The organism is Parasphingopyxis marina (assembly GCF_014237875.1).
GTDB classification, from domain to species: domain Bacteria; phylum Pseudomonadota; class Alphaproteobacteria; order Sphingomonadales; family Sphingomonadaceae; genus Parasphingopyxis; species Parasphingopyxis marina.
In genome coordinates this window covers 1,405,283-1,431,023 of record NZ_JACJVJ010000001.1, presented here as the reverse complement: position 1 = coordinate 1,431,023, position 25,741 = coordinate 1,405,283, and the positions used below count along the sequence as shown (strand labels likewise).

At 63.9% G+C, this 25,741-nt stretch carries 25 protein-coding genes; 4 read left to right on the top strand and 21 right to left on the bottom strand.

Translation table 11 applies throughout. The features are described 5' to 3' along the window. Positions 1–28 precede the first annotated feature (28 nt). From H6P80_RS07145 to H6P80_RS07105, 9 genes are all read right to left on the bottom strand, one after another. The gene (locus tag H6P80_RS07145) at positions 29–829 is read right to left on the bottom strand and encodes an enoyl-CoA hydratase-related protein (protein WP_185800606.1); all 801 of its coding nucleotides are present in this window, start codon (positions 827–829) and stop codon (positions 29–31) included. Between the two features lie 145 nt (positions 830–974). Beyond that, positions 975–1,406 carry a methylmalonyl-CoA epimerase gene (gene mce, locus H6P80_RS07140; RefSeq protein ID WP_185800605.1) on the bottom strand — a complete coding sequence of 144 codons (432 nt, stop codon included), beginning with the start codon at positions 1,404–1,406 and terminating at the stop codon, positions 975–977. Positions 1,407–2,299: 893 nt separating this feature from the next. Beyond that, positions 2,300–3,826 (bottom strand): acyl-CoA carboxylase subunit beta, encoded by a 1,527-nt coding sequence (locus tag H6P80_RS07135; protein ID WP_407947220.1) that lies wholly within the window; start codon positions 3,824–3,826, stop codon positions 2,300–2,302. A 49-nt stretch (positions 3,827–3,875) separates the two neighbouring features. Next, the gene (gene mmsB, locus H6P80_RS07130) at positions 3,876–4,766 is read right to left on the bottom strand and encodes a 3-hydroxyisobutyrate dehydrogenase (protein WP_221892895.1); all 891 of its coding nucleotides are present in this window, start codon (positions 4,764–4,766) and stop codon (positions 3,876–3,878) included. 2 nt (positions 4,767–4,768) lie between these two features. Continuing rightward, the gene (locus H6P80_RS07125) at positions 4,769–5,557 is read right to left on the bottom strand and encodes an enoyl-CoA hydratase (RefSeq protein WP_185800603.1); all 789 of its coding nucleotides are present in this window, start codon (positions 5,555–5,557) and stop codon (positions 4,769–4,771) included. A 138-nt stretch (positions 5,558–5,695) separates the two neighbouring features. Next, positions 5,696–6,841 (bottom strand): acyl-CoA dehydrogenase family protein, encoded by a 1,146-nt coding sequence (locus tag H6P80_RS07120; RefSeq protein WP_185800602.1) that lies wholly within the window; start codon positions 6,839–6,841, stop codon positions 5,696–5,698. A 60-nt stretch (positions 6,842–6,901) separates the two neighbouring features. Then, complete coding sequence (locus tag H6P80_RS07115) at positions 6,902–7,291, bottom strand: RidA family protein (RefSeq protein WP_185800601.1); 390 nt, start codon at positions 7,289–7,291, stop codon at positions 6,902–6,904. 24 nt (positions 7,292–7,315) lie between these two features. Continuing rightward, positions 7,316–8,323, bottom strand: coding sequence for a hypothetical protein (locus H6P80_RS07110; RefSeq protein ID WP_185800600.1), 1,008 nt, complete (start codon positions 8,321–8,323; stop codon positions 7,316–7,318). Between the two features lie 4 nt (positions 8,324–8,327). Continuing rightward, positions 8,328–9,824, bottom strand: a complete 1,497-nt coding sequence (locus H6P80_RS07105) for a CoA-acylating methylmalonate-semialdehyde dehydrogenase (protein ID WP_185800599.1) — start codon at positions 9,822–9,824, stop codon at positions 8,328–8,330. A 120-nt stretch (positions 9,825–9,944) separates the two neighbouring features. Between H6P80_RS07105 and H6P80_RS07100 the strand changes: the two genes are divergently transcribed. Further along, the gene (locus H6P80_RS07100; protein WP_185800598.1) at positions 9,945–11,528 is read left to right on the top strand and encodes a long-chain-fatty-acid--CoA ligase; all 1,584 of its coding nucleotides are present in this window, start codon (positions 9,945–9,947) and stop codon (positions 11,526–11,528) included. Positions 11,529–11,573: 45 nt separating this feature from the next. Beyond that, positions 11,574–12,374, top strand: coding sequence for a 3'(2'),5'-bisphosphate nucleotidase CysQ (gene cysQ, locus H6P80_RS07095; protein ID WP_221892894.1), 801 nt, complete (start codon positions 11,574–11,576; stop codon positions 12,372–12,374). A 9-nt stretch (positions 12,375–12,383) separates the two neighbouring features. On the opposite strand, the gene H6P80_RS07090 is transcribed toward cysQ, so the two are convergent. The 8 genes from H6P80_RS07090 to H6P80_RS07055 are packed head-to-tail and all read right to left on the bottom strand — an operon-like array spanning position 12,384 to position 19,758. Continuing rightward, positions 12,384–12,650, bottom strand: coding sequence for a DksA/TraR family C4-type zinc finger protein (locus tag H6P80_RS07090; RefSeq protein WP_185800596.1), 267 nt, complete (start codon positions 12,648–12,650; stop codon positions 12,384–12,386). Between the two features lie 60 nt (positions 12,651–12,710). Next, positions 12,711–13,688: a quinone oxidoreductase family protein gene (locus H6P80_RS07085; protein WP_185800595.1), complete on the bottom strand. Its 978-nt coding sequence runs from the start codon at positions 13,686–13,688 to the stop codon at positions 12,711–12,713. Continuing rightward, complete coding sequence (locus H6P80_RS07080; RefSeq protein ID WP_185800594.1) at positions 13,688–14,482, bottom strand: SDR family oxidoreductase; 795 nt, start codon at positions 14,480–14,482, stop codon at positions 13,688–13,690. Before H6P80_RS07080 ends, H6P80_RS07085 begins: the two co-directional genes overlap by 1 nt. Before the next feature lie 30 nt (positions 14,483–14,512). Next, on the bottom strand, positions 14,513–15,421 hold the full coding sequence (locus H6P80_RS07075) for a crotonase/enoyl-CoA hydratase family protein (RefSeq protein WP_185800593.1): 909 nt from the start codon (positions 15,419–15,421) through the stop codon (positions 14,513–14,515). After that, positions 15,418–15,885 carry a GNAT family N-acetyltransferase gene (locus H6P80_RS07070; protein ID WP_185800592.1) on the bottom strand — a complete coding sequence of 156 codons (468 nt, stop codon included), beginning with the start codon at positions 15,883–15,885 and terminating at the stop codon, positions 15,418–15,420. The genes H6P80_RS07075 and H6P80_RS07070 overlap by 4 nt, the downstream gene beginning before the upstream one ends. Then, on the bottom strand, positions 15,882–17,756 hold the full coding sequence (locus H6P80_RS07065; protein ID WP_185800591.1) for an acetyl/propionyl/methylcrotonyl-CoA carboxylase subunit alpha: 1,875 nt from the start codon (positions 17,754–17,756) through the stop codon (positions 15,882–15,884). The genes H6P80_RS07070 and H6P80_RS07065 overlap by 4 nt, the downstream gene beginning before the upstream one ends. Further along, the gene (locus H6P80_RS07060) at positions 17,756–18,145 is read right to left on the bottom strand and encodes a hypothetical protein (protein WP_221892893.1); all 390 of its coding nucleotides are present in this window, start codon (positions 18,143–18,145) and stop codon (positions 17,756–17,758) included. The genes H6P80_RS07065 and H6P80_RS07060 overlap by 1 nt, the downstream gene beginning before the upstream one ends. 11 nt (positions 18,146–18,156) lie before the next feature. Continuing rightward, entirely contained in the window at positions 18,157–19,758 is a 1,602-nt protein-coding gene (locus H6P80_RS07055) for a carboxyl transferase domain-containing protein (protein ID WP_185800590.1), read from the bottom strand. A 153-nt stretch (positions 19,759–19,911) separates the two neighbouring features. On the opposite strand from H6P80_RS07055, the gene H6P80_RS07050 reads away from it, so the two are divergent. Beyond that, positions 19,912–21,987 carry a M13 family metallopeptidase gene (locus H6P80_RS07050; RefSeq protein ID WP_185800589.1) on the top strand — a complete coding sequence of 692 codons (2,076 nt, stop codon included), beginning with the start codon at positions 19,912–19,914 and terminating at the stop codon, positions 21,985–21,987. 11 nt (positions 21,988–21,998) lie between these two features. Here H6P80_RS07050 and H6P80_RS07045 read toward each other — a convergent pair whose 3' ends face one another. From H6P80_RS07045 to fsa, 3 genes are all read right to left on the bottom strand, one after another. Continuing rightward, entirely contained in the window at positions 21,999–22,274 is a 276-nt protein-coding gene (locus tag H6P80_RS07045) for a hypothetical protein (RefSeq protein WP_185800588.1), read from the bottom strand. Then, positions 22,271–23,437, bottom strand: coding sequence for an isovaleryl-CoA dehydrogenase (locus tag H6P80_RS07040; RefSeq protein ID WP_185800587.1), 1,167 nt, complete (start codon positions 23,435–23,437; stop codon positions 22,271–22,273). The genes H6P80_RS07045 and H6P80_RS07040 overlap by 4 nt, the downstream gene beginning before the upstream one ends. 74 nt (positions 23,438–23,511) lie before the next feature. Next, positions 23,512–24,165 (bottom strand): fructose-6-phosphate aldolase, encoded by a 654-nt coding sequence (gene fsa / locus H6P80_RS07035; RefSeq protein ID WP_185800586.1) that lies wholly within the window; start codon positions 24,163–24,165, stop codon positions 23,512–23,514. A 107-nt stretch (positions 24,166–24,272) separates the two neighbouring features. Here fsa and H6P80_RS07030 point away from each other — a divergent pair, with 107 nt between their 5' ends. After that, positions 24,273–24,926, top strand: a complete 654-nt coding sequence (locus tag H6P80_RS07030; RefSeq protein ID WP_185800585.1) for a DUF2490 domain-containing protein — start codon at positions 24,273–24,275, stop codon at positions 24,924–24,926. 18 nt (positions 24,927–24,944) lie between these two features. Here the strand turns inward: H6P80_RS07030 and H6P80_RS07025 are convergent, their stop codons facing one another. After that, positions 24,945–25,634, bottom strand: coding sequence for a DUF4197 domain-containing protein (locus H6P80_RS07025; RefSeq protein WP_185800584.1), 690 nt, complete (start codon positions 25,632–25,634; stop codon positions 24,945–24,947). Positions 25,635–25,741: the final 107 nt, after the last annotated feature.

Genomic DNA, 25,741 nt, shown 5'->3' with positions numbered 1-25,741 from the left:
TACCGACAATCGAGAAGCGAAAAACCGCCTATTTGCCAGTGAAAACCGCCTTTTCCTTTTTCAGGAAGGCCACCGCGCCGATCACCGCGTCCTGGCTGTTGCCGGCTTCGCGCTGGGCGTTGGCTTCGGCATCGAGCGCCGCGCCGAAATCGCGGTCGAGATTCTCCGCCGCCGTGCGCCGCATCAGGCCCAGGGCAAGCGTCGGCCCCTTGGCGAGCTTCGCGGCAAGCGCGCGCGCTTCGTCCATCAGCGCGCCGTCCTCCACGACCTTGTAGACCATGCCCCAATCGGCGGCCTTCGCGGCCGGGATCTTCTCGCCGAGCATCATCATCTCGAAAGCGCGGGCCTTGCCGATCAGGCGCGGCAAGGTCCAGCTTGCGCCGCCGTCCGGCACCAGGCCGATATTGACGAAGGCCTGCAGGAAATAACCGGATTCGCCGACCAGCACGAAATCGCCGGCCAGCGCCATCGAGCAGCCGATGCCCGCCGCCGGGCCGTTGACCGCGGTCACCAGCGGCACCGGCAGTTCGGCGAGCTTTTTCATCATCGGGTTATAGTGATTTTCGAGCGAGGCCTTTGCGCGATCGCCACCGCCGCCGACGCCTGATGTCCGGTCGCGACCCCCGGCCAGATCGGCGCCCGAGCAGAAAGCGCGCCCCGCCCCCGTCATCAGCACCGCGCGCGCGCCGGCATCCAGCGCCTCATCGAGCGCGGTGACGATTTCGTCCGCCATTTCTATCGGCGCGGCGTTCAGCCGTTCCGGGCGATTGAGGGTGATGATCGCGATATCGTCCGCGATGTCGAGAAGGATGGTCTCGTAGCCCGCCATGATCCGCTCCTGAGTCGTTGTTACTTTCCGTTAACGTCAACCTGCCGGAGCGGCGGGGGTTATGCAAGGGGCCTTCTCCGTCGAGGAATTTCCGGAAACGGGGCGCCAATGGATCCTGAATCAAGTTCAGGATGACGAACGGCCGTCAGTGCTTCGGCGTTTCCATGATCTCGGTAAGAACCCCGCCCATATCCTTGGGGTGGACGAAGAAGATCAAGGTGCCGTGCGCGCCGATCCGCGGCTCGCCGAGCACGCGCTTGCCCTGCGCTTCGAACGCGGCCTTGGCGGCGTGGATATCGGGCACCTCGAAGCAAAGATGATGCTGGCCGCCGACCGGGTTCTTCTCGAGCCATTTGCCGACGGCGCTGTCGGGCTCCGTCGGCTGGAGCAGCTCGACCTGCGTACCGGCGGCACCGCCCTCGCCCGGCGTGTTGACGAAGCAGACGCGCACCTTCTGGCTTTCGAGCACGAACGGCTCGGTAATATCGGTCGCGCCCATCACGTCGCGATAGAAGGCGATCGAGGCGTCGAGATCGGGCGTCGCGACGCCGACATGGTTCATACGGCCTAGTTTCATAGCGGAAATTCAACTCCAGCAATCAGTACCAATGAGACCAAGGGAGGCGTCGGTCATTCTTCAATTCATCCTCGCCGGGCGACCCCGAAGTTGACACGGAAGCCCGAATTTTTTCCCTGTGACTTTAGCCCGGACCTTGTGGAAAACAGCCAAATACGGCCAACCCGGCGGGCCCGGTATGTGACCTTTCATATGCCCGCCTATCAGCTCCGAAAACCCAGGCGCGGATACCCGCCAACGCACGCGTCGCCGACCCTAGCAGGCCGCCGGTGCTGTAGGACAGAGGAAATGCGCGGGGCTCGTGGAGTTTGCGAGGTTCGCGGCGAACAGCCTTGATGGCTGTTGCCATATCACCGTCATTGCGACGCCGACATGGTTCGTCCGTCCGAGTTTCATTTACGCTTCCCCATTTCCGTCATGCTGAACTTGTTTCAGCATCCACTCATCTACCGGCATGGACATCGCAGATTGAGCGGTGAACCCTGAAACAAGTTCAGGGTGACGGGTTGGCTTAGGATGTGACAACGAAAATTTGTCATGCGTGGTTTCCGCCGATCACAACGCAATTTGGCTCTCTTCGCGATGGCGTGCGCAAGTAACCTTCAGCCAATTCTTCATGCGACAAGCGCAAATGATAGTAGTTTGTGTATGCCCAATAATTCAATTGCCAATTCAACGAAGGTACTATGCGCTGCCCGTCCTGATGAAGGACCGAAAAAGCATAGAGACGAGCGAGCACATCGTCAGGCGGAAGCCGTTCACAGGACAGATAGAGGCGAGCAGTTTCCAGAAATTGCCGTCGGTCAGACAGACCGTCTTCCATTTTCCAAATTATGCGAACAGCTCCAATAATAACCACGACGGCGAGCACCGCAACTATCCATCGTAAGATATTAAAGTGGAATATTGTCATGCTTCTTCCAGGGATTGTCGAGCTGCTTGTTCCGCAGCTTGCGTAGCCCGAGCGCGATCCGCCGCCGCGTCGAATGCGGCATGATGACCTCGTCGATAAAGCCCTTGCTCGCCGCGACGAAGGGATTGGCGAAGCGGTCTTCATATTCCTTCGTCTTTTCGGCGATGTCCGCTTCGCTGAGGCCGCGGAAGATGATCTCGACCGCGCCCTTAGCGCCCATCACCGCGATCTCGGCGGTCGGCCAGGCATAGTTCAGATCGCCGCGCAAATGCTTGGAAGCCATAACGTCGTACGCGCCGCCATAGGCCTTGCGCGTGATCACCGTAATCTTCGGCACCGTCGCCTCGGCATAGGCGAAGAGCAGTTTCGCGCCATTCTTGATGATGCCGTTATGCTCCTGCCCGACGCCGGGGAGGAAGCCCGGCACGTCGACAAAGGTCACGATCGGGATCTCGAAAGCGTCGCAGAAGCGCACGAAGCGCCCGGCCTTCTTGCTCGCCGCGATATCGAGGCAGCCGGCCAGCACCATCGGCTGGTTGGCGACGATGCCGACGGTGCGGCCTTCGATCCGGCCGAAGCCGATGATAATGTTCGCGGCGTGCGCGGGCTGGAGCTCGAAAAATTCGCCCTCGTCCACCGTCTTCCGGATCAGCTCGTGCATGTCATAGGGCTGGTTGGACGAGGCCGGGACCAGCTGGTCGAGCCCCGGCTCCTCGCGGTCCCAGGCGTCGGCCGTCGGGCGCTCGGGCACCTCTTCGCGGTTCGATGCGGGCAGGTAATCGATGAAATCGCGCGCCGCCATCAGCGCCTCGATATCGTTCTCGAAGGCGACATCGGCGACGCCGGATTTGGTGGTGTGGGTGATCGCGCCGCCCAGCTCCTCCTGCGTCACCACCTCGTTGGTCACGGTCTTCACCACGTCCGGCCCGGTGACGAACATGTAACTCGAATCCTTCACCATGAAGATGAAGTCGGTCATCGCCGGGGAATAGACCGCCCCGCCCGCGCACGGGCCCATGATCATCGAAAGCTGCGGCACGACGCCGGATGCGAGCACGTTGCGCTGGAAAACTTCGGCATAGCCGCCGAGGCTCGCCACGCCTTCCTGGATGCGCGCGCCGCCACTGTCGTTGAGCCCGATCACCGGCGCGCCGACCTTCAGCGCCATATCCATCACTTTGCAGATCTTCTCGGCATGGCGCTCGCTGAGCGAGCCGCCGAACACCGTGAAATCCTGGCTATAGGCGAAGACGAGGCGGCCGTTGATCGTGCCCGATCCGGTGACGACGCCGTCGCCGGAAACGACCTGCTCTTCCATCCCGAAATCGGTGCAATTATGCTCGACGAACATGTCATATTCTTCGAACGAGCCTTCGTCGAACAGGACTTCGAGCCGCTCGCGCGCCGTGAGCTTGCCCTTGGCGTGCTGCGCGTCGATCCGCTTCCGGCCGCCGCCCATCCGCGCCTGGTCGCGCCGCCGTTCGAGTTCGTCGAGTGCTTGCTGCATCATTATCCCCTTGTTTCCCCTTCCGTAAACGGGAGGAAAGGCACGATTGTCAACGGGACTCGCCATGTTCAAGGAAGGCGATGATCCCGGAAAAATCCTTCTTGTCGCCGCCATGGGCGACATATTGCTCGTAGAGCGCGCGGGCCTTGGCGCCCATCGGCGTGCGGGCATCGACCGAGTCGGCGGCTTCCATCGCGAGCTTCAAATCCTTGAGCATCAGCGGCGCCGCGAACCCGCCTTCATAATCATTGTCCGCCGGGCTTTGCGGGCCGATGCCGGGCACCGGGCAATAGCTCGTCATCGACCAGCTCTGGCCCGAAGCCTTGCTCGAAATATCGTAAAAGGTCTGGAGATCGAGGCCGAGCCGCCGGGCGAGGTTGAAGGTCTCGCAGGTCGCGATCATCGTCGCGCCGAGCAGCATGTTGTTGCAAATTTTCGCCGCCTGCCCTGCGCCGGATTCGCCGGCATGGATCACCGCCTTGCCCATCGCCTCGAGGATCGGTTCGGCGCGCGCAAAGGCGTTGTCCGGCCCGCCGACCATGAAGGTAAGCGTGCCGCCATTGGCCGCCGCGATGCCGCCCGATACAGGCGCATCGACCATCAGGAAGCCCTTGGTCCCGGCCTCTTCGGCCACCTCGCGCGCGGTATCGACGTCGATCGTCGAGCAATCGAGCAGCAGGGTTCCCGGCTCCGCATTGTCGAACACATCGTCGGTATAGACGGCTTTGACGTGCTTGCCCGCGGGCAGCATCGTGACGACCGCCTCGGCGCCCTTCACCGCGTCCGCGCCCGATTCCGCCGCACGGCAGCCATTGCCGACGGCGGTTTCCAGCGCAGCCTGGGAAATATCGAAGGCGGCGACATCATGTCCCGCCTTGGCCAGGTTCGCGGCCATGCCGCCGCCCATATTGCCGAGGCCGATAAAGGCTATGGTTGTCATGTCTAGCGTCCTTTCCACTTGGCTTCGCGCTTCTCGACAAAGGCGGCCATGCCTTCCTTCTGGTCTTCCGATCCGAACAGGCCGTGGAACAGCCGGCGCTCGAACGCCACGCCCTGGGTCAGGGTCGTCTCAAAAGCGGCATCGACCATTTCCTTGACGGCGAGCGCGGCGAGCGGGCCCATGCCGGCGATCGTCTCGGCAGTCTTCACCGCTTCCTCGACAAGATCGGCCGCCGGGACGACGCGGGCGACGAGGCCCGAACGTTCGGCCTCCTCGGCGTCCATCATCCGCCCTGTCAGGCACATCTCCATCGTCTTGGCCTTGCCGATCGCGCGCGCCATGCGCTGCGAGCCGCCCATGCCGGGCGTGACGCCCAGTTTGATCTCGGGCTGGCCGAATTTCGCGCTGTCTGCCGCGATGATGAAATCCGCCATCATCGCGACCTCGCAGCCGCCGCCCAGCGCATAGCCCGACACCGCTGCGATCCAGGGCTTGCGCGTCGCAACGACCCTGTCCCAGCCGCCGAAATGATTGTTGCCGTACATGTCGGCAAAGCCCTGATCGGACATCTCCTTGATGTCGGCCCCCGCCGCGAACGCCTTTTCGCTGCCCGTCAGCACCGCGCAGCGCTGGCTGTCATCGGCGTCATAAGCGGCAAAGGCCGCGATCAGCTCGGACAGCACCTTGTTGTTGAGCGCGTTCAGCGCCTGCGGTCGGTTGAGCGTGATCAGCGTAACGGCGCCATTCGTTTCTGGGCGCTGTTCGACGAGAATGGTTTCGTAGTCGGACATCTTGCTTCCTTCCTTCGTCATGCTGAACGTGTTTCAGCATCCATTGGCTGGTCGATTTCGACCTTATCCGAAACGCTTGCGCTCATGGGTCCTGACTTTCGTCAGGATGACGTAAAATACGGCGCGCTCCGCCTTTGCCTACTGCCGCAGCATATCGCGCGCGACGATCATCCGCATGATCTGGTTGGTGCCTTCGAGGATCGAATGGACGCGCAGGTCGCGCCAGAAACGCTCGATCGGATAGTCCTGCAAATAGCCATAGCCGCCGAACAGCTGCAGCGCGTCGTTGACGATCTTCGATCCGCTATCGGTCGCCAGCCGCTTGGCCATCGCCGCGAAACGCGTCTTGTCCGGCGCGTTCGCGCTGACTTTCGCCGCCGCCGTGTAGAGCAGCATCCGCGCGGCCTGAAGATCGGTTTCCATATCGGCGAGCATGAACTGGGTGTTCTGGAAATCGGCAATCGCCTTGCCGAATTGCTGCCGCTCCTTGGTGTAGCTCACCGCCTCGTCGAGACAACGTTGGGCACCGCCAAGGCTGCACGCGCCGATATTGAGACGCCCGCCGTCGAGCCCCATCATCGCAATGCGAAAGCCCTCGCCCTCGTCGCCCACACGGTTTTCCACAGGGACGCGCACAGAATCGAAATTGACCTGCGCGGTCGGCTGGGCGTGCCAGCCGAGCTTCTTCTCCGGCGCGCCGAAAGAAACGCCCGCCATATCCTTCTCGATCACCAGGCAGGAAATGCCCTTGGGCCCATCCTCGCCCGTGCGCACCATGGTGACATAGACATCGTTGACGCCGCCGCCCGAGATAAAGGCCTTCGAGCCGGAAACGATATAATGGTCGCCGACCCGCTCGGCTTTCGTCCTGAGCGCGGCGGCGTCCGAACCCGATCCCGGTTCGGTCAGGCAATAGCTCGCCACCGTTTCGCAGGTGACGAGGGTGGGCAGATATTTCTCCTTCACCGCGTCGCCGCCGAACCGGTCGATCATCCAGCTCGCCATATTGTGGATCGAGATGAAGGCGCTGGTCGCCGGGCAGCCATAGGCCATGGCTTCAATGATGATCGCGGATTCGAGCCGCCCGGAGCCGATCCCGCCCGATTCCTCGGACACATAGATCGATCCGAAGCCGAGCTCGGCGGCCTTGGAGACGACCTCGCGGGGATAGATATGCTTCTCGTCCCACTCCGCAGCGAACGGCGTGATCTCGTCGGCGGTGAACTTCTGCGCCATATCCTGGATCGCGCGCTGCTCATCGGTCAGGTCGAATTGATTTTCCATCGCTGCGCCCTAGCACTGTCGCGCGCGCAAGAAAATGTCGCGCGTGATTGCCCGGCCCGGTCAGCCGACCAGCGCTTCGGCCTCGATCTCCACCTTCCATTCGGAGCGGTAAAGCTGGTGGACGGCGACGAGGGTCGCGGTCGGCATCGCGGGTTTCATATAGCGGGCATGCGAGGCGCTGACGGCGTCGGCATCGGCGATGTCGGTGACGAACATGCGCACGCGCACGACATCTTCCCGCTTGCCGCCAAGCTGTTCGATCTGGCCGAGGATCAGTTCGAAACAGCGGTCCGCCTGCGCCCCGGCATCGCCGGGGGTCGAGCTGCCGTCATCCTGTATCGGCGCGGTGCCGGAAACCAGAATACGGTCGCCGACGCGCATCGCGCGGCAAAAGCCGATCTGTTCCTCGAAGGGAGAAGCGGATTTGGTGCGCAATCGTTCCATCGTCATCGGGGTCCTCTCCTGCTGGTCATGCTATTGATCGTCGATAGGGAAACAGCGTTCGTCGCCTGTCTCGATCAGCTCGATCCGCGACAGGAACGCCCTGTCTCCTTCCGCCGCTTCCTCGCCGGTGAAGGTGACGGTGGAGCGACCATAGCCCGAAGTGTCGGTACGAAACAGCGCATAGGAGCGCGGGCCGGACATATCGGCACCCGCGCCACCACGCCGCTCCACCGCGATGCGCGGATCGTCGACCATGCGGCCGAGGCGCGGTTCGGGCGCGCGCAGCCAGTTGCCGCCGGAAAGGCGGACGCGCCCGTCATCCAGGTAGAATATCCCCGCCGCGACATTCCACGGCAGCGTCACGCGCTCACCCTCCTCCACGGCAAAGCCCCAGCCGGCGGAGCACAGGAAGATCGGTCCGGGCACCGGTATCGGCCGGGACGCCAGCGCCCCGCCATCCATCGCCGCTGCTATCGCGAATTCCCGGCTCTCGAATGTCGGCTCGCCGCATCCGAGAGCTTCGGGCGCGCCCGCGCGGACCCGGCGGATCAGTTCCAGGTCGCGCTCGCTTCCTTCGAAATCTGGCGAGAGCAGCGCCAGCCTAAACCCGTCCGGCATCCCCTCGGGGTCGACGACATAGACCGTGCGCAGCCGCGAATTGATATCGATGTCCTCGAAATGCAGGGGAAAGCGCAGCACCGTTCCCAGCCCCTCGAGTTCGATCTCCTCGGCCCGGCCTTCGGCATATTCGCGAAACGGCCGATAGCTATGCAGGGCATCGCTGCGGAACGGCTGGACGAAGAATTCGCGCGATCCGCTGCGCAGCGTATAGCTGGGAAAGGGCAGCGAACCCTGCGGCCGCCAGCCGATCGCCTCGGCCTCGGTCACGTCGATCACGAACCCCTCGCCGCAAAAGGGCATCGGCCCATAAGCGGCACGAAAGGGCGGCGGCGGAGGCGTCGCCACGGCGAGCGTGAACACCATCGGCGCGGCAAGGCCGAGGGCCAACGCGCAACAGGCAGTCGCCGTCCGCCGCATTCTTCTACCCCATCGTCGGGATGACGAAGGCGTTGGAGCCATCGCCGCCGCCATCGGGCCAGCGCTGGGTGACGGTTTTCACCTTGGTCCAGAATTTCACGCCTTCCATGCCGTGCTGGTTGGTGTCGCCGAAGGCGCTGCGCTTCCAACCGCCGAAGCTGTGATAGGCGACCGGCACCGGGATCGGCACGTTGATGCCGACCATGCCGACCTCGACGCGGCTCGCAAATTCGCGCGCCGCATGGCCGTTGCGCGTGAAGATCGCGACACCATTGCCATATTGGTGATTGCTGGCGAGGCTCAGCGCTTCCTCGAAATTGTCGGCGCGGACCATCTGCAGCACGGGGCCGAAGATTTCCTCGCGATAGCTTTCCATGCCCGGCTTCACATGATCGAACAGCGAGGGGCCGATGAAGAAACCCTTTTCATGCCCCTGTAGCTTGAACCCACGGCCATCGAGCACCAGTTCGGCGCCCTCGTCGACGCCGGTCTGGATCCATTGCTCGACCTTCGCCTTGTGCTCGGCGGTGACGACCGGGCCGTAATGCGCCTCGCCATCGGTGGAGACGCCGACGCGCAGCGCGTCGATCGCCGGGATCAGCTTTTCGCGCAGCCGGTCCGCCGTTTCGGTGCCGACCGGCACCACCACCGGCAGCGCCATGCAGCGTTCGCCCGCGCTCCCGAAGGCGGCCCCCGCCAGATCGTTCACCACCTGGTCGAGATCGGCATCGGGCATGACGATGCCGTGATTCTTCGCGCCGCCCATCGCCTGGACGCGCTTCCCGTTCTCGGTGCCGCGCTGATAGACATAATGGGCGATGTCGGACGAGCCGACAAAGCTCACCGCCTTGATATCGTCATGGTCGAGGATCGCGTCGACCATCTGCTTGTCGCCATGCACGACCTGCAGGATGCCGTCGGGCAGGCCCGATTCCTTCATCAGCTCGGCGAGCCGGACCGGGACCGAAGGATCGCGCTCCGAGGGTTTCAGGATGAAGGCGTTGCCGCAGGCGATGGCGACGCCGAACATCCACATCGGGATCATCGCGGGAAAGTTGAACGGCGTGATGCCCGCGACGATGCCGAGCGGCTGGCGCATCGAATAAACGTCGATGCCCGGGCCCGCGCCTTGGGTGAACTCGCCCTTCAGTGCGTGCGGTATACCGCAAGCGAACTCGATCACATCGAGCCCGCGCTGCACATCGCCCCGCGCATCGGCGATCACCTTGCCGTGTTCGGAGGAGAGCAAGGCGGCAAGCTCATCCATATTGGATTCAACCAAGGCCTTGTAATTGAACATGATCCGCGCGCGCTTTTGCGGGTTGGTCGCCGCCCATGCCGGTTGCGCCGCAAGCGCCGCATCCACGGCCTTTTGCAGCTCGTCGCGCGAACCAAGAGAAACCTTCGCTTGCACCTCGCCGATATTGGGATCCCAGATGTCGTGCTGCCGCGATCCGCCGCCTGCCGCATTGCCACCTATGAAATGTTCCACCGTACGCATTGAAATTTTCCCCGATCGAAATAGAAGCTGCCCGGATCATAGTCGGCAGGGTCGCACCTGACTATGGTTTTGGGGGCATAGAAATAATGCACGCGCCCTTCGCCGATAGGATAGGGACGGATGCGCGAACAGCACAGCGCGATGACGCTGAACGAACTGGCCGATTACTGGGCAGCAGAAAAACCGGACGATATCGCCTATCGTTTCGATGGCCGGGCGACGAGCTTTCGGGAGTTCCGCGACGCGAGCGAGGCGCTGGCCCGCGCCTTCGCGGCGGAAGGCGTGGGCAAGGGCGACCGAATCGCCTGGATCGGCAAGAATAGCGACCGTTATTTCCTCACCCTGTTCGCCGCCGCACGGATCGGCGCGGTGACGGTACCCGTCGGCTGGCGGCTGGCAACCGCCGAAATGGCGTTCATCGTGGAGGATGCAGAAGCCGGGACGATCGTCTCCGGGCCGGAATTCCTCGATCTTGCGAGCGGCTTTGCCGATACGATCGGCTGCGTGAAGCGGCTGTTCGGCGCCGAGGGAAACCCCACCGCGGAATGCGTCGCCAGCCTGCAGGCCCGGCATGAGTCCGCGCCGCCGGTCGACTATAGTCCGCATTGCGACGATCCCATCGTGCAGCTTTATACCTCGGGGACGACCGGACAGCCCAAGGGCGTGGTGCTGACCCAGAACAATATCCTCAAGGGACGCAGTCGCGACGAGCGCGAAATTCCCAATTGGGACCGGTGGGCCGAGGGCGATGCCGGGCTGCAGGCGATGCCGGTCGCGCATATCGCGGGCACCGGGTACGGCATCCTGCCGCTCAACCGCGGCATGGCGTGCAGCATCATCGCCGAATTCGATATCGAGCGAACGCTCGACCTGATCGATGCCCGGCACGTAACGCGCTTTTTCCTGGTTCCGGCCGCGCTGCAGATGCTGATCACCCATCCCAGGCTGGCGGAGATCGACACCAGCGGGGTCGTCCAGATCGCCTATGGCGCCTCGCCGATGCCGCTCCAGCTGCTCCGCGATTGCATGAAGGCCTTTCCCAATGCCGGTTTCGCGCAATTTTACGGGATGACGGAAACCACCGGCACGATCATCGTGCTGCCGCCAGAAGATCACGATCCGGCGGGCAATGAGCGCATGCGCTCCGCCGGCAAGCCGCTCGACGGCGTCGAGGTGCGGATCGTCGACGAACAGGGCAAGGAGGTAGGCGTCGGCGAAGTCGGCGAAATCGTCACCCGGTCCGAAGCCAATATGGTCCATTACTGGAAACAGCCGGAACGCACGGCCGAAACCGTCGATGGCGAAGGTTGGCTGCGAACCGGCGACGCCGCCTATCGCGATGCCGACGGCTATATCTATATTCACGACCGGATGAAGGACATGATCATCACCGGCGGCGAGAATGTGTATCCCGCCGAGGTGGAAAACGCGCTCTATGAGCATCCCCAAGTCTCTGAAGCGGCGGTGATCGGCGTTCCCGACGAAACCTGGGGCGAAGCGGTAAAGGCCGTAATCGTGCCCAAGAACGGCGCCAAGATCGACGAACGGGAAATCATCGCCTTCGTCCGCGAGCGGATCGCCGGCTACAAAACGCCCAAGACGGTGGACGTGATCGCGGTGATGCCGCGCAACGCCAGCGGCAAGATCCTGAGAAAGGATTTGCGTGCGCCCTATTGGGAAGGCAGGGAACGGCAGGTGAATTAGCCGCCCGGCTGGTCTCCGCTTCCATCTCCTCCTATTTGAATGACCATGCAGACAGACACCCATCTCGACCTGATGATCGCGCTCGCCTTGAAGGCCGGCGCCGAGATCGACGCGATCTACAAGACCGATTTCGATGCCGAGGCCAAGGGCGACGGCTCACCCGTCACCGCCGCCGACAAGCGCGCCGAGGCGGTGATCGAGGCGGGGCTGAAAGAGGCTGCGCCCGATATCCCGATCCTGGCAGAGGAAGCTGCCTCGGAAGGCCGGATTCCCGAACTCGGCACGCGCTTCTTCCTCGTCGATCCGCTGGACGGCACGCGAGAATTCGTGTCGCGCAACGGCGAGTTCACGGTCAACATCGCGCTGATCGACCATGGCCGGCCGGTTTCCGGCGTCGTCTACGCCCCGGCGATCGACAAGCTCTATTACGGCGCGCGCGGCGAAGGCGCCTTTTTCCAGGAAATCGCGCCCGGACAGGACCGCAGTGCTGCCGAACATCCGCACGAGATCGAGGCGCGCTCCTCGTTCCACAAAAATCTCGTCGCCGTCGCCAGCCGCAGCCACCGCTCGGCTGAAACCGACGCGCTGATGGCAAAGATCGGCGTCAAGGATTTCACGCCGGCGGGTTCAAGCCTCAAATTCTGCCTCGTCGCGCAGGGATCGGCGGACGTCTATCCGCGGCTCGGCCGGACCATGGAATGGGATACCGGCGCAGGCCAGGCGGTGCTGGAGGCCGCGGGCGGACGCGTGATGGCGCTGGACGGCGAAACCGAAACCGGGCCGCTGCTCTACAACAAGAAAGAGCGCGGCTTCGATAATCCCCATTTCATCGCCTGGGGGCGATAGAGCGACCGGCTAGCGCAGCTGGCTGTCCTTGCTGCCGCGCCGGTTGAAGGGCGAAATTTCGCGGCGCGTCTTGTCTTTCGCCGACTGGCACTGGACGCAGAAGCGCACGCCGGGCACCGCCATGCGCCGCGCCTCGGGAATGTTCTCGCCGCATTCATCGCAATATTCGAGGCTGTCGCCGCTGGGCTGCTCGCTGCGCGCGCGCTTCAGCGCGTCCTCGACGGTTGCGTCGATCTGATCCTGTACCGCGCCATCGCGCGACCATCCGCCTGCCATGTGCTTCTCCTATAGGGAGAATATCGGGAGGACGGCCCGGTTGCGCAAGCCTCCGCCCGATCAGGGAACCAGAATCGACGCGCCGATCGTCTTGCGGCCTTCGAGATCGCGATGCGCCTGCTCGGCCTCCTCCAGCGCATAGCGCTGGCCGATCTCGACCGTCACGGCGCCGCTTTCCAGCATCCCGAACAGCCGCTTCGTGCCGACCGCGGCTTCGGCGGGATCGACATAATAATCGAACATCGTCGGCCGGGTGACATAGAGCGAACCATGGGTCGCCAACGGCCCCAGCCCGATGCCGGTCACCGGTCCGCTGGCATTGCCGAAACTGACGACGAGCCCGCGCCGCTTGCAGCTGGCAAGCGAGGCTTCCCAGGTCGCCATGCCGACGCCGTCGAGCACGACCTCCGCGCCCTGCCCGCCGGTGATGTCGCGAACCCCCGCCGCGACATCCTCGCTATCGTAACGGATCACATGATCGACACCGGCCTTGCGGGCGATCGCTTCCTTCTCGTCGCTCGACACCGTGCCGATGGTGGTCGCGCCGATCGCTTTCAGCCATTGGACGAGGATCTGCCCGGTCGCGCCGGCAGCCGCATGGACGAGCACCGTCCAGCCCGGCTTTACCTTCGCGCACCGCTCGATCAGCGCCTCGGCCGTCTGTCCCTTGAGCAGCGAGGCCGCGGCCTGTTCGGCGCTGACATTTTCGGGCAGCCGGATGGCTGCATCGGCCGAAACGATGCGCCGGTCGGCATAGGCGCCGAGCGTGCTGGTGAGCATCGCCACCCTGTCCCCCGCCGCCAGGCCCGAAACGCCCTCACCCGCCGCCTCGACGATCCCGGCCGCCTCCATGCCGAGCCCGGAAGGCAGGCGCACCGGATAGATGCCGCCGCGATGATAGGTGTCGATGAAATTGAGCCCGACCGCTTCGTGCCGAACCAGGAGTTCGCCCGCCCCCGGTTCGCCGATCTCGGCATCGCGCCACTGGATGACCTCGGGCCCGCCAATTTCCTCGATAAAGGCCTGCCGCGCGCGCATCAGCTTCCTCCCATCGCGGTGGTCAGCATCCCGCCGGCCGTCCAGCCACCATCGACCGGCAGCACCGTGCCCGACACATAGCGCGCCGCGTCCGAGGCAAGGAACAGGCAAACGTCCGCGATATCGTCGACCGTGCCCATGCGCCCGAGCGGCACGGCCTTTGCGGACCGCTCCTTGGCTTCGGGGGTCGGGGCGAGACGCTCCATGCCCTCGGTGCCCTCGATCGGGCCGGGCGAGACCGAATTCACGCGGATGCCCTCGCGCCCCCATTCCATCGCCAGGGTGCGGGTAATCTGGTCGACACCCGCCTTGGCCGCGCAGACATGGATCTGCATCGGCATCGCGATCCAGGCCTGGGGCGCGGAAATGTTGATGATCGATCCACCCGGTTTCGTCATCGCGCCATAGGCGGCGCGCATCACGTGAAAGGTGCCCATCAGATCGATATCGGCGACCGCCTTGAAACCGTTGGGACTGAGCGCGGCGGCAAGCGACGGGAAATTCCCGGCCGCGCCCGATACCAGCACGTCGATCGTTCCGCGCTCGGCCTTGAAGCTTTCGACCGCGGCGGAGACGGCCTCATGGTCGCGCACGTCGAGCGCAAAGCCGAGCGCCGGGCCCGCATCATTGCCGAGCTGCGCCACCGCGGCATCGACCTTGTCCTGCGAGCGGCTGGCGACGCCGGCCCGCGCGCCGGCCTTCGCGAATGCCTTGGCGATGCCGAGATTGATCCCGCTCGTACCGCCGAACACCATGACATTCTTGCCGGTGAAATCGAATATGGGTGCGGCCATGCCCCTCTCCTCTGATTGGCCCTGTCGGGTCTATGTATAGTCGGGATCGTCCATCCACGGCGCGAAATGCGGCATATCTGTCGACACCCTATCAGGATATTCGCCCGGCCGCTTTTCAAGGAAGGACTCGATGCCTTCCTTGGCGTCCGCGCTCGCCCCGCGCGACCAGACGGCCCGGCTTTCGAGCTGATGGGCCACCATCGGATGCGGCGCGCCCAGGCCCCGCCACAGCATCTGCCGCGCCATCGCCACCGATACCGGCGCGGTTTCGTCGGTCAGCTCGTGCGCCAGCGAGCGGGCCGCATCGATCAGATCGCCCGGCGGATGGAGCGAACGAACAAGCCCCTTTTCATGCGCTTCCTCGGCCCCGAACACCTTGCCCGAATAGCACCATTCGAGCGCCTGGCCGATGCCGACCACCCGCGGCAGGAACCAGCTTGACGCCGCTTCGGGCACGATGCCGCGCTTGGAAAAGACGAAACCGAAGCGCGCCGTATCGCTCGCCAGCCGGAAATCCATCGGCAGGGTCATCGTCGCGCCGACGCCGACCGCCGCGCCGTTGACCGCGGCGATAACCGGCTTTTTCGAATTGAAGATGCGCAAGGAAAGCATTCCCCCGCCATCGCGCACGCTGGGATGCGACCAGTCCATGCTGCCATCATCGCGCTTGGGCGATCCCTTCTCGTTCCAGCTCTTGCCTTCCGCATAGTCGAACGTCTTGGCGCCGCCCGAAAGGTCCGCGCCTGCACAAAAGGCGCGCTCGCCCGATCCGGTGACGATCAAGGCGCGAACGCTGTCATCGGCATCTGCTTCGTCGAAAGCGGCGCACATCTCGTGCATCATCCGCCCGGTAAAGGCGTTCATCTTGTCGGGGCGGTTGAGGATCAGCGTGAAGATGCCCTCGGAGACATCGGTAAGAATGGTTTCGTAGTCGCTCATGCGCTTTCCAGACTTTTCTTGAATCCCCGATGGCTCTTCGCCCAGCCCAGCCGTTCGTAGAAGCGATGGGCGTCGGTGCGGCTTTCGTTCGACATCAGCTGCGCGAGCCGGCAGCCGCGCGCGCGGCACTGCGCCTCGGCCCAGGTCATTAATTGCGCGCCGACCCCTTCGCCGCGCCGGTCGCTCGCCACGCGCACCGCCTCGACATGGCCGCGCCAGGCGCCGCGAAAGGCGATGCCGGGCAGGAAACTCAGCTGCAACGTGCCGACCGGCTGGCCCTCGATCTCGGCGATCACGAGCAGCTGGTCGGGATCGGCGTCGATCGCATCGAAGGCTTGGGCATAGCGCGGATCGAGCGGCAGCGACGGGTCCTCGCGGCCGCTGCTATGTTCGTCATCGTCGAGCATGGCGACGATCGTCTGCAAATCCTCGCGCCGCGCCGGGCGGATCGCGAGCCCGCTCACTCGGCGGCCTCTATCTGCACGAGCAGAGTGCCCTCGGACACCTGCCCACCCTGCTGGGCGTTGAGCTCCGCCACCGTCCCATCGAACGGCGCGACAAGGCTGTGCTCCATCTTCATGGCTTCGAGGGTGACGAGTTTGTCGCCTTTGGAGACGTCGTCCCCTGCCGCGACCTCGACCGCGATGATCTTGCCCGGCATCGGCGACAGGATCGCGCCGTCGGAAGCGGCGCCGGTGGCGCTGCCCTCGGCGCGGTCCCTTTCGATCAGCAGGCTTGCACCCTCATATATCATCAGCACCGCGTCGGCGGACACTCGCCTGAAATAGCTGGAGACATAGCCGCCCGAAGGGCTGCATGCACTAAAGCTGGCACGCCGACCGTCGACGCCGAGCCACCGCTCGGGGTTCGCCGGAGCGTTCAACCGAAAACCTTCCAATTCCGGCTGCCAGGGCAGCGAGCCCCCTCCGAGGACCTCCAGCGCCGCCGACAATTCGGCGGCGGGAAGCGACGGGCCGGAGACGAGCACCTCCACCTTCCGTTCGATGAGCCCGGTATCGACGTTTCCGCTGCGGAAATCCTCGTCGCCGAGCAGGTTGTAGAGAAACCTCGCATTGGTCTTCACGGGCCAGACGCCGAGCGTCGACAGTTCGAGCCGCAGATATTCGATGGCCTCGCCGCGCTGCCCGCCGAAACTTATGACCTTCGCGATCATCGGGTCGTAAAAGGGGGATACCTCGCCGCCCTCCTCGACGCCCGTATCCACCCGTTCTGATTCAGGCAGCATCAACACGTCCAGGGTGCCGATGCTCGGCAGGAAGCCGCGCGCCGGGTCCTCCGCGTAAAGCCGCGCCTCCATCGCCCAGCCGTTGATGCTCAGCTCGTCCTGCATCTTCGGCAGCGTCTCCCCACTCGCCACGCGCAACTGCCATTCGACGAGGTCCTGCCCGGTAATCTCCTCCGTCACCGGATGTTCGACCTGCAGCCGCGTGTTCATTTCCATGAACCAGATGCGGTCGGCCTTGAGGCCCTCGGAACCATCAGCGATAAATTCGATGGTGCCCGCGCCCTCATAATCTACGGCCTGCGCCGCGCGGACAGCGGCGCCGCACACGGCTTCGCGGGTTTCCTCGTCCATGCCCGGTGCGGGGGCTTCCTCGATCACCTTCTGGTGACGGCGCTGGAGCGAGCAATCGCGCTCGAACAGGTGGACGACATTGCCGTGGCTATCGCCGAAGATCTGCACCTCGATATGGCGCGGGCTCTCGATCCATTTTTCCAGCAGCACATGATCGTTGCCGAAGGCCGCGGTCGCCTCGCGCCGGCAAGAGGTGAGCGCGTCGACGAAATCCTTCGCATCGTCGACCTTGCGCATCCCCTTGCCGCCGCCGCCCGCGACGGCCTTGATCAGCACTGGATAGCCGATGGCGTCCGCCTCTTTCGCGAGCCGCTTTTCCGACTGGTCCTCGCCAAGATAACCGGGCGTCGTCGGAACCCCCGCATCGTCCATCAGCTTTTTCGCGGCGTCCTTGAGACCCATGGCGCGGATGCTCTCGGGCTTCGGCCCAACCCAGATCAGGTCCGCGTCGATCACGGCCTGCGCGAAATCGGCATTTTCGGAAAGGAAGCCATATCCCGGATGGATCGCCTCGGCGCCGCTTTCCTTTGCCGCCGCGATGATCTTCTCGCCGACAAGGTAGGAATCGGCGGCGGGGCTCGGCCCGATATGCACGGCCTCGTCCGCCTCGCGCACATGCAGCGCCTTGGCATCCGCATCCGAATAGACGGCGACCGTGCGAATGCCGAGCCGCCGCGCGGTGCGGATGATCCGGCAGGCGATCTCGCCGCGGTTTGCTATGAGGAGCGAGGAGATCATCAGTTTGGCTTTGTTTGTCCGAGCAATTCTACTTCGGGCATTGTTCCGACAACCTCGCCTCCGTCAAATAACCTCATACCCACAATTTGCGAGCCATCCGGCGCTCGCTCGGCTTGAACCACAACAACCTGCACTTCCTCACCTACTTCGTTGGTCCAAAGTGCATATTGCGGTATCTCGATATCAATCGGTCCTTGGCTAGCCCCGTCCATCGAGAAAGCGGCATCGCCATTTCCCACGTCATCAACGGTTGCCGCTCGTCCACTAATAAAACCCTCAGTAGGGAGGTCCGGCCAACTGCTCTGAGTTTCTTGCGTTGGTTCTATCTCCTCAGCAGCGCAAGCGGTGCCTATCGAGATTATCGCCAATAAGAGCGCAAATCTCTTCATACTCAGTCTCCTCACATCCTGAACACGCCGAAGGCCGGCCGCTCGGCGATCGGGGCTTCGAGCGTCGCGCTGAACGCCAGCCCCAGCACATCCCTTGTCTGCACAGGATCGATGATGCCGTCGTCCCAGAGGCGCGCTGTGGCGTGCCAGGGATTGCCTTCATTCTCATAGGTCTGGCGGATTGGGGCCTTGAAGGCTTCGGCTTCCTCCTCGGTCCAACTATCGGCGTCGCGGTGGACGGTGGCGAGGACACTCGCCGCCTGCTCGCCGCCCATCACGCTGATCCGGCTGTTGGGCCAGCTGAACAGGAAGCGGGGCGAATAGGCCCGGCCGGCCATGCCGTAATTGCCCGCGCCGAAGCTGCCGCCGATCAGCACGGTGATCTTGGGCACGGTCGCGGTGGCCACCGCAGTGACGAGTTTCGCGCCGTGCTTCGCAATCCCTTCCGCTTCATATTTCCCGCCGACCATGAAGCCGGAAATATTCTGCAGGAACAGCAGCGGAATGCGGCGCTGGCAGGCAAGCTCGATGAAATGCGCGCCCTTCACCGCGCTCTCCGAAAACAGCACACCGTTATTGGCGAGGATCGCGACCGGCATCCCCCAGATATGCGCGAAGCCGCAAACCAGCGTCGATCCGTAAAGCGCCTTGAACTCGTGAAACTCGCTACCGTCGACGATCCGCGCGATGATCTCGTGCACGTCATAGGGCGCGCGGACATCGTCGGGGACGATGCCGTAGATTTCCTCGGCATCGAATTTGGGCGGGCGCGGCTCGACCAGCTTGATGCCCGGATCGTGCGGCGTGTTGAAGGTCGAAACGATATCGCGGACGATGGTCAGCGCGTGCTCGTCATTCTCGGCGACATGATCGACGACGCCGGACTTGCGGCCATGGAGATCGCCGCCGCCCAGATCTTCGGATGAAATCTCCTCGCCGGTCGCGGCTTTCACCAAGGGAGGCCCCGCGAGGAAGATCGTGCCCTGGTTGCGGACAATCACGCTCTCGTCGGACATCGCCGGCACATAGGCCCCGCCCGCCGTGCAGCTGCCCATCACGCAGGCGATCTGCGGGATGCCGAGTGCGCTCATATTGGCCTGGTTGAAGAAGATGCGGCCGAAATGATCGCGATCGGGAAAGACTTCCGCCTGATGCGGCAGGTTCGCGCCGCCGCTATCGACGAGGTAGATGCACGGCAGGCGGTTCTGCTCGGCGATCTCCTGCGCGCGCAAATGCTTCTTCACCGTCATCGGATAATAGGTGCCGCCCTTAACGGTGGCATCGTTACAGACGATCATGCACTGGCGCCCCGAGACCCGGCCGATGCCCGCGATCATCCCAGCGCCGGGCACTTCGCCTTCATACATGTCGCAGGCGGCAAGCTGGCCGATTTCGAGAAAAGGGCTACCCGGATCAAGCAGCCGTTCCACCCTGTCCCGCGGCAGCAGCTTGCCGCGCGAAAGATGGCGTTCGCGCGAGCGTTCGGAGCCGCCCGCGGCCGCCTTGGCGACATCTGCGCGAAGCTGCTCCGCCAGCGCCTTGTTGTGCGCGCTGTTGGCGCGGAAGGCTTCACCTGCGATATCGATCTTGCTGTCGAGCGTCGGCGCACTCATTCGGCATCGTCTCCTGCTGTGGCCCCGTGCGTAGCGTTCGGCGGCGCGCAAGGAAAGAACCGCCCATAACATTCGACGAACGACTTTGCGGGGCTTCGGCGTTGTCCCTATAGTCCGCGCCAAGAACGAATCCCCGCGAAAGGCCGCATACCCATGAAAACCCGTCTTTTTCCCGCCCTGCTGCTCGGCGTTGCCATGCTGGCCGGCCCCATCGCATGCACCCAGGCCGAAGAGACCGAAACCGTCGCGGGAACCGGAATCGGAATCGACCTTGCCGCGATGGATACGAGCATCGATCCGGGCGACGATTTCTATGGCTATGCCAATGGCACATGGCAGCGCGACACCGAGATTCCGGCGGACCGATCATCGCTCTCCGCCGCCTATGAGGCCTTTCTCGCGACCGAAGCGCAGCTGGACGAGATGATCGGCGAGATCGTGAGCGGCGAGCAGGACCCGCTGAGCGACGAGAGCCGCATCCGCAATTTCTACCAGGCCTATATGAACACCGACGCGATCGACGCCGCCGGAATGGCGCCGGTCCAGGCCGATATCCGCCGGTTCGAGGCGATGGGCGACGCCGAGGACCTGTCTCGCGTACTGGGATCGCAGCTGCGGGCCGATGTCGATCCGCTCAACGCCACCGATTTCGAGACCGAGAATCTGTTCGGCCTGTTCGTGACCCAGGGGCTGGCGACGCCGGGACGTGTGCTGCCCTATCTGCTGCAGGGCGGCCTCGGCATGCCCGAGCGCGAGTATTATCTTTCCGCCGATCCGGCGATGGCGGCGATCCGCACCCAGTATCGCGCCTATATCGAAACCCTGCTCGAAGCTGCCGAGATCGACGCGGCAGCGGAACGCGCCGAGCGAATCTACGATCTGGAAATGCAAATCGCCCGCGCCCATGCAACGCGCGACGAGAGCGACGATTTCGCCGGATCGGCAACCGTGTGGAGCCGCGCGGAACTGGAAGCCAGCGCGCCGGGCATCGATTGGGACGCCTTCCTGGAAGCGGCGCAGCTGGAGGACCAGAGGTCCTTCGCGGCCTATCATGCCGGGGCGATCACCGGGCTTTCCGCGCTGGTCGCCTCCGAGCCGATCGAGGCGTGGCGCGACTGGCTGATCTTCCACCAGATCAACAGCCATGCCGATGTCCTCCCCACGGCCATCGACGAGGCCCATTTCGCCTTTTACGGCACCGTGCTGTTCGGCGTGCCCGAGCAGCGCACGCGCGAGAAGCGGGCGCTCTCCGCGCTCAACCTCTATCTGGGAGATGCCGTGGGCCAGGCCTATGCGGAACGCTATTTCCCCGCTTCGGCCCGCACCCAGATCCAGACAATGGTCGACAATATCAAACAGGCCTTTGCCGACCGGGTGGAGGCGATCGACTGGATGGCCCCCGAAACGCGGCAGGAAGCGCTGGCCAAGGTCGAATCGATCGTCGTCGGCGTCGGCTATCCCGACAACTGGCGCAATTATCGAAGCTACGAAGTTTCCACCGACAATGCCTATGCCAATGCGTTGGGCGGCGAGCGCGCCGAATATGCGCACCAGCTCGCCAAGTTGAACCGGCCGATGGACCGCAGCGAATGGTGGATGACACCGCAGACTGTGAACGCAGTGAACCTGCCGGTGCAGAACGCGCTCAACTTCCCGGCCGCGATCCTGCAATCGCCCTTTTTCGATCCGGCGGCGGATCCGGCCTTCAACTATGGCGCGATCGGCGCGGTGATCGGCCACGAGATCAGCCACAGCTTCGACAATAACGGCGCGGCCTTCGATTCGACCGGCGCGCTGCGCAACTGGTGGACCGAGGAAGATCTCGCCAATTTCAGCGAACAGGGCGACGCGCTGGCCGCGCAATATGATGCCTATGCCCCCTTCCCCGGGCTGCACCTCAACGGCCGGCTGACCCTGGGCGAGAATATCGCCGACCTTGCCGGGCTGCAGGCTTCCTATGACGCCTATCGGGCGTCGCTGGACGGCGAAGAGGCGCCGGTGATCGAGGGGCTGACCGGCGACCAGCGCTTCTTCATCGCCTTCGCGCAGACCTGGGCGACCAAGATGCGCGAAGAGGCGATGCGCCAGCGGATCGCCACCGACGGCCATGCGCCGGGCATGTATCGCGCGCTGACGGTGCGCAACATGGATGCCTGGTACGACGCCTTCGACGTCCAGCCCGGCGATACGCTCTACCTGGCGCCCGAAGACCGGGTCCGCGTCTGGTAAAGTCGTCGCTTCTAGCTTTCGTCCGGGGCCTCGGGCGGTTTTCCGGCGATCAGATAGCGGTAGACGCCGACCAGGTTGATCGCGAGCAGCCCGATATTCTGCCAGCCGATGCCCGCGCCCTCGTCGTTGAGGAAACCCCAGCCGATCAGCGCGATCGAGCTGGTGACGAAGACGACGAACGCCCAGCCCGTCCATTTGACGCCGAGGTTGAGCGAGACGACCAGCGCCGCCAGCAGCGCCGCCCCCGCGCCATAATATTGCAGGATGTTGAGGGTGGTCTCGCTCACGCGCCGCCGCCGATCAGCTCCCGCCCGATCAGCATGCGGCGGATCTCGTTGGTGCCCGCCCCGATATCGAGCAGCTTCGCGTCGCGCATATAGCGTTCGACCGGCCAGTCCTTCGTGTAACCCGCGCCGCCCAGCGCCTGCACGGCTTCATTGGCGACCTTCACCGCGTTCTCCGATGCGAGCAGGATCGCGCCGGCCGCATCGAAGCGCGTCGTCTGCCCGGCGTCGCAGGCTTTCGCCACCGCATAGACATAGGCGCGGGCGGAATTGAGCGCGACATACATGTCGGCGACCTTGGCCTGCATCAGCTGGAAGCTGCCGATCGGCTTGCCGAACTGCTTGCGCTCGCGAACGAAGGGAATGACGGTGTCGAGACAGGCCTGCATGATGCCGAGCTGGATCGCCGAGAGCACGACGCGCTCATAATCGAGTCCACTCATCAGCACGCCGACGCCGCCATTGGTCGGCCCCATCACCTGGTCCTCGCCGACCTCGCAATCGTCAAAGACAAGCTCGGCAGTGGGCGAGCCGCGCATCCCCATCTTGTCGATCTTCTGGCCGATGCTGAAGCCCGGCATGTCCTTTTCAATGAGGAAAGCGGAAATCCCGCGCGATCCCTCGTCGGGCGAGGTTTTCGCGTAGACGACAAGCGTGTTGGCATAGGCGGCGTTGGTGATCCAGAATTTGGTGCCGTTGAGCACATAGCCGCCCTGCACCGCCTCGGCCTTAAGCTTCATCGAGACGACGTCCGACCCCGCCCCGGATTCGGACATGGCAAGGCTGCCGACATGCTCGCCCGAGATCAGCTTGGGGAGATATTTCGCCTTCTGCTCGTCGCTGCCCCAGCGGCGGATCTGATTGACGCAGAGATTGGAGTGCGCGCCGTAGCTGAGCCCCACCGAAGCCGATGCGCGGCTGATCTCCTCGACCGCGACGCAATGTTCGAGATAGCCGAGGCCGAGGCCGCCATGCTCCTCCTCCACGGTGATCCCGTGCAGGCCGAGTTCGCCCATTTGCGGCCATAGCTCTTGCGGAAACCAGTCTTCGGCGTCGATCTTCGCCGCCAGCGGCGCGATCTTGTCGGCAGCGAAACGGCTGGTCGTCTCGCGGATCATGTCGGCGGTCTCGCCGAGCGCGAAATCGAGATTGGGGGCGGCGCTCATCGGCACTTCTCTCCTTGTAAGAATATTACTCTAGCAAGGAGGCGCGATTCCCGGAAGGCCCATGATACGGAGTCCTATCCGATCGTCTGGCCGGTCTTTTCCCAGTCGGCGAGGAAGGCGGAAAGACCGCTTTCGGTCAGCGGATGCTTGAACAGCTGCAGGATGACATTGGGCGGCATCGTCGCGACATCCGCGCCCATCTTTGCGCTCTCCAATATATGGATCGGATGGCGGACCGAGGCGACGAGGATTTCGGTGGGAAAATCATAATTGTCGTAGATCATCCGGATATCGGAGATCAGGTTCATTCCGTCATAGCCGATATCGTCATGCCGGCCGACAAAGGGCGAGATAAAGCTCGCCCCGGCCTTGCCTGCGAGCAGCGCCTGGTTGGCCGAGAAGCAGAGCGTGACGTTGACCATCGTGCCGTCGCCCGAAAGCTTCTTGCAGGTTTTCAGGCCGTCGACGGTGAGCGGCACCTTGATCGCGATATTGTCGGCGATCTTCCGGAGGACTTCAGCCTCCTTCATCATCGTCTCGTGATCGGTGGCGACGACTTCGGCCGACACCGGCCCGTCGACGATCCCGCAAATCTCCTTCGTCACTTCCAGGATATCGCGGCCCGATTTGTGGATGAGCGAAGGGTTGGTGGTGACGCCGTCGACGAGCCCGGTTTCGGCAAGGTCGCGAATGGCATCGACATCGGCGGTATCGGCAAAGAATTTCATAATGGCGATCCTGCTGCGGCGGTGAGTCGGTTTCCCGCGTATAGCCGATAAGTACAGGGCCGCTCATCTGGCTATCCACAACCTGCCGCCGCGGTTAATAAGCTAGGGTGATTCGTCATCTTTTCGTCGCGGCCACGCTTGCGTTCGGCCTTGCCCCGGCCGCCCGCGCCGCCGAGGCGGACGCCCAATTATGGGTGGCGGGTTCGGCGAGCGTCCAGCTCGATCCGCGCACCCGAATATATGGCAGCTACGGCCAGCGCTTCAGCACGATCCGCGACGGCCTCTATTCCGATTCCGGCCGCGTCGTCGCCATCTACAAATTGAGCGACAGGGTCTCGCTGGGTGCCGGCTTCGTCCATCTCCAGATATTGGATCACGGGCGGCGCACCAGCACCCTCGAACGCCCGTTTGAGCAGCTCGATATCGATCTCGGCGGCGGATTTTCGAGCCGGACCCAGATCGAACAAAGCTTCGTCACCGGCCCCAGCGAAATGGGCTGGCGGCTGCGCGAACGGATCGGCTGGTCGCGATTGCTCGACGCAGATACCCGCATCTCGCTTGGCGGCGAGGCCTTCGTCACGGTTATCAGTCCGCGTGGCGGGACCGAGGGATTTACGCGGCTACGCGGAACGGCAACGCTGTCCCAGCCGATCTCCTCGTCGCTCGTGCTGAGTGTCGGCTATATCCATCAATGGACGCGGCGCCCGGCAGACGACGAAATCATCCATGCTGCCAATCTGCGGCTCTCCGCCTTTTTCTGACGGACTCCGCCATGGCGCTCAGCGCAGCAGGCCGAAGGCGCCGATGATGATCGGATCGCCGGTCGCCTGCGGATCGGCGCGAATCGCGGCTTCCTCCCGGCCCATCGCGGCGTAGATGCCGTTAGCCGCCTCGCGCGCGACATGCTCGCCCAAGCCCGCGATATCAATGCCGGTCGTGGCCCGCAGGACCTGGCCGACGATCGGATCGTCGGCGATGCGCAGCGCGGTGCCGATCTCGGGAAACATCGCCGTCACCAGCGCGTCGCCCATCTGGCCGCGCAGCGCCTGGGTCGCCGCATCGCCATTGGCGGCGCGGACGATCGCCAACGCATCGGCGACCGAGAAGCTGCGGATCGCATCGGCAACCAGCGGCGCGGCCCGTTCGGCACCTTCGGCTGCGGCATCGTTGAGGACATGGAGCAACCGGTTGCGCACGGCCGAGGTCGATAGCAGCGCGTTCACGATACCGCCGGCGCGCGATCCGCCCATCTGATCGGGCAGGTCGATCCGCGCGAGCTGGTCCGAATAGAAACCATCCTCGGCAAGAAGCGAAGCGAAGGCGCGCTGCGAGGACAGCGTCAGCATCCGCCGGATCGCTTCGGACAGGTCGAAGCCGCCCATGCCCGTGCAGCCCGGCAGCGCGAGTAGCGGCAGTGCGAGGCCGCCCATCAGCACCGCGCGCCTCCGGATATTCTCCCGTGTCGCCATCGCACCTGCTCCTTCTCTGTCGCTTGTTACGGGTCTTGAACGAACAAGCGACCGAAAAGTGTCATCGCGGCCCGGGCAGGCCGCCTTCCGATGCCTGCCCCGCTGCC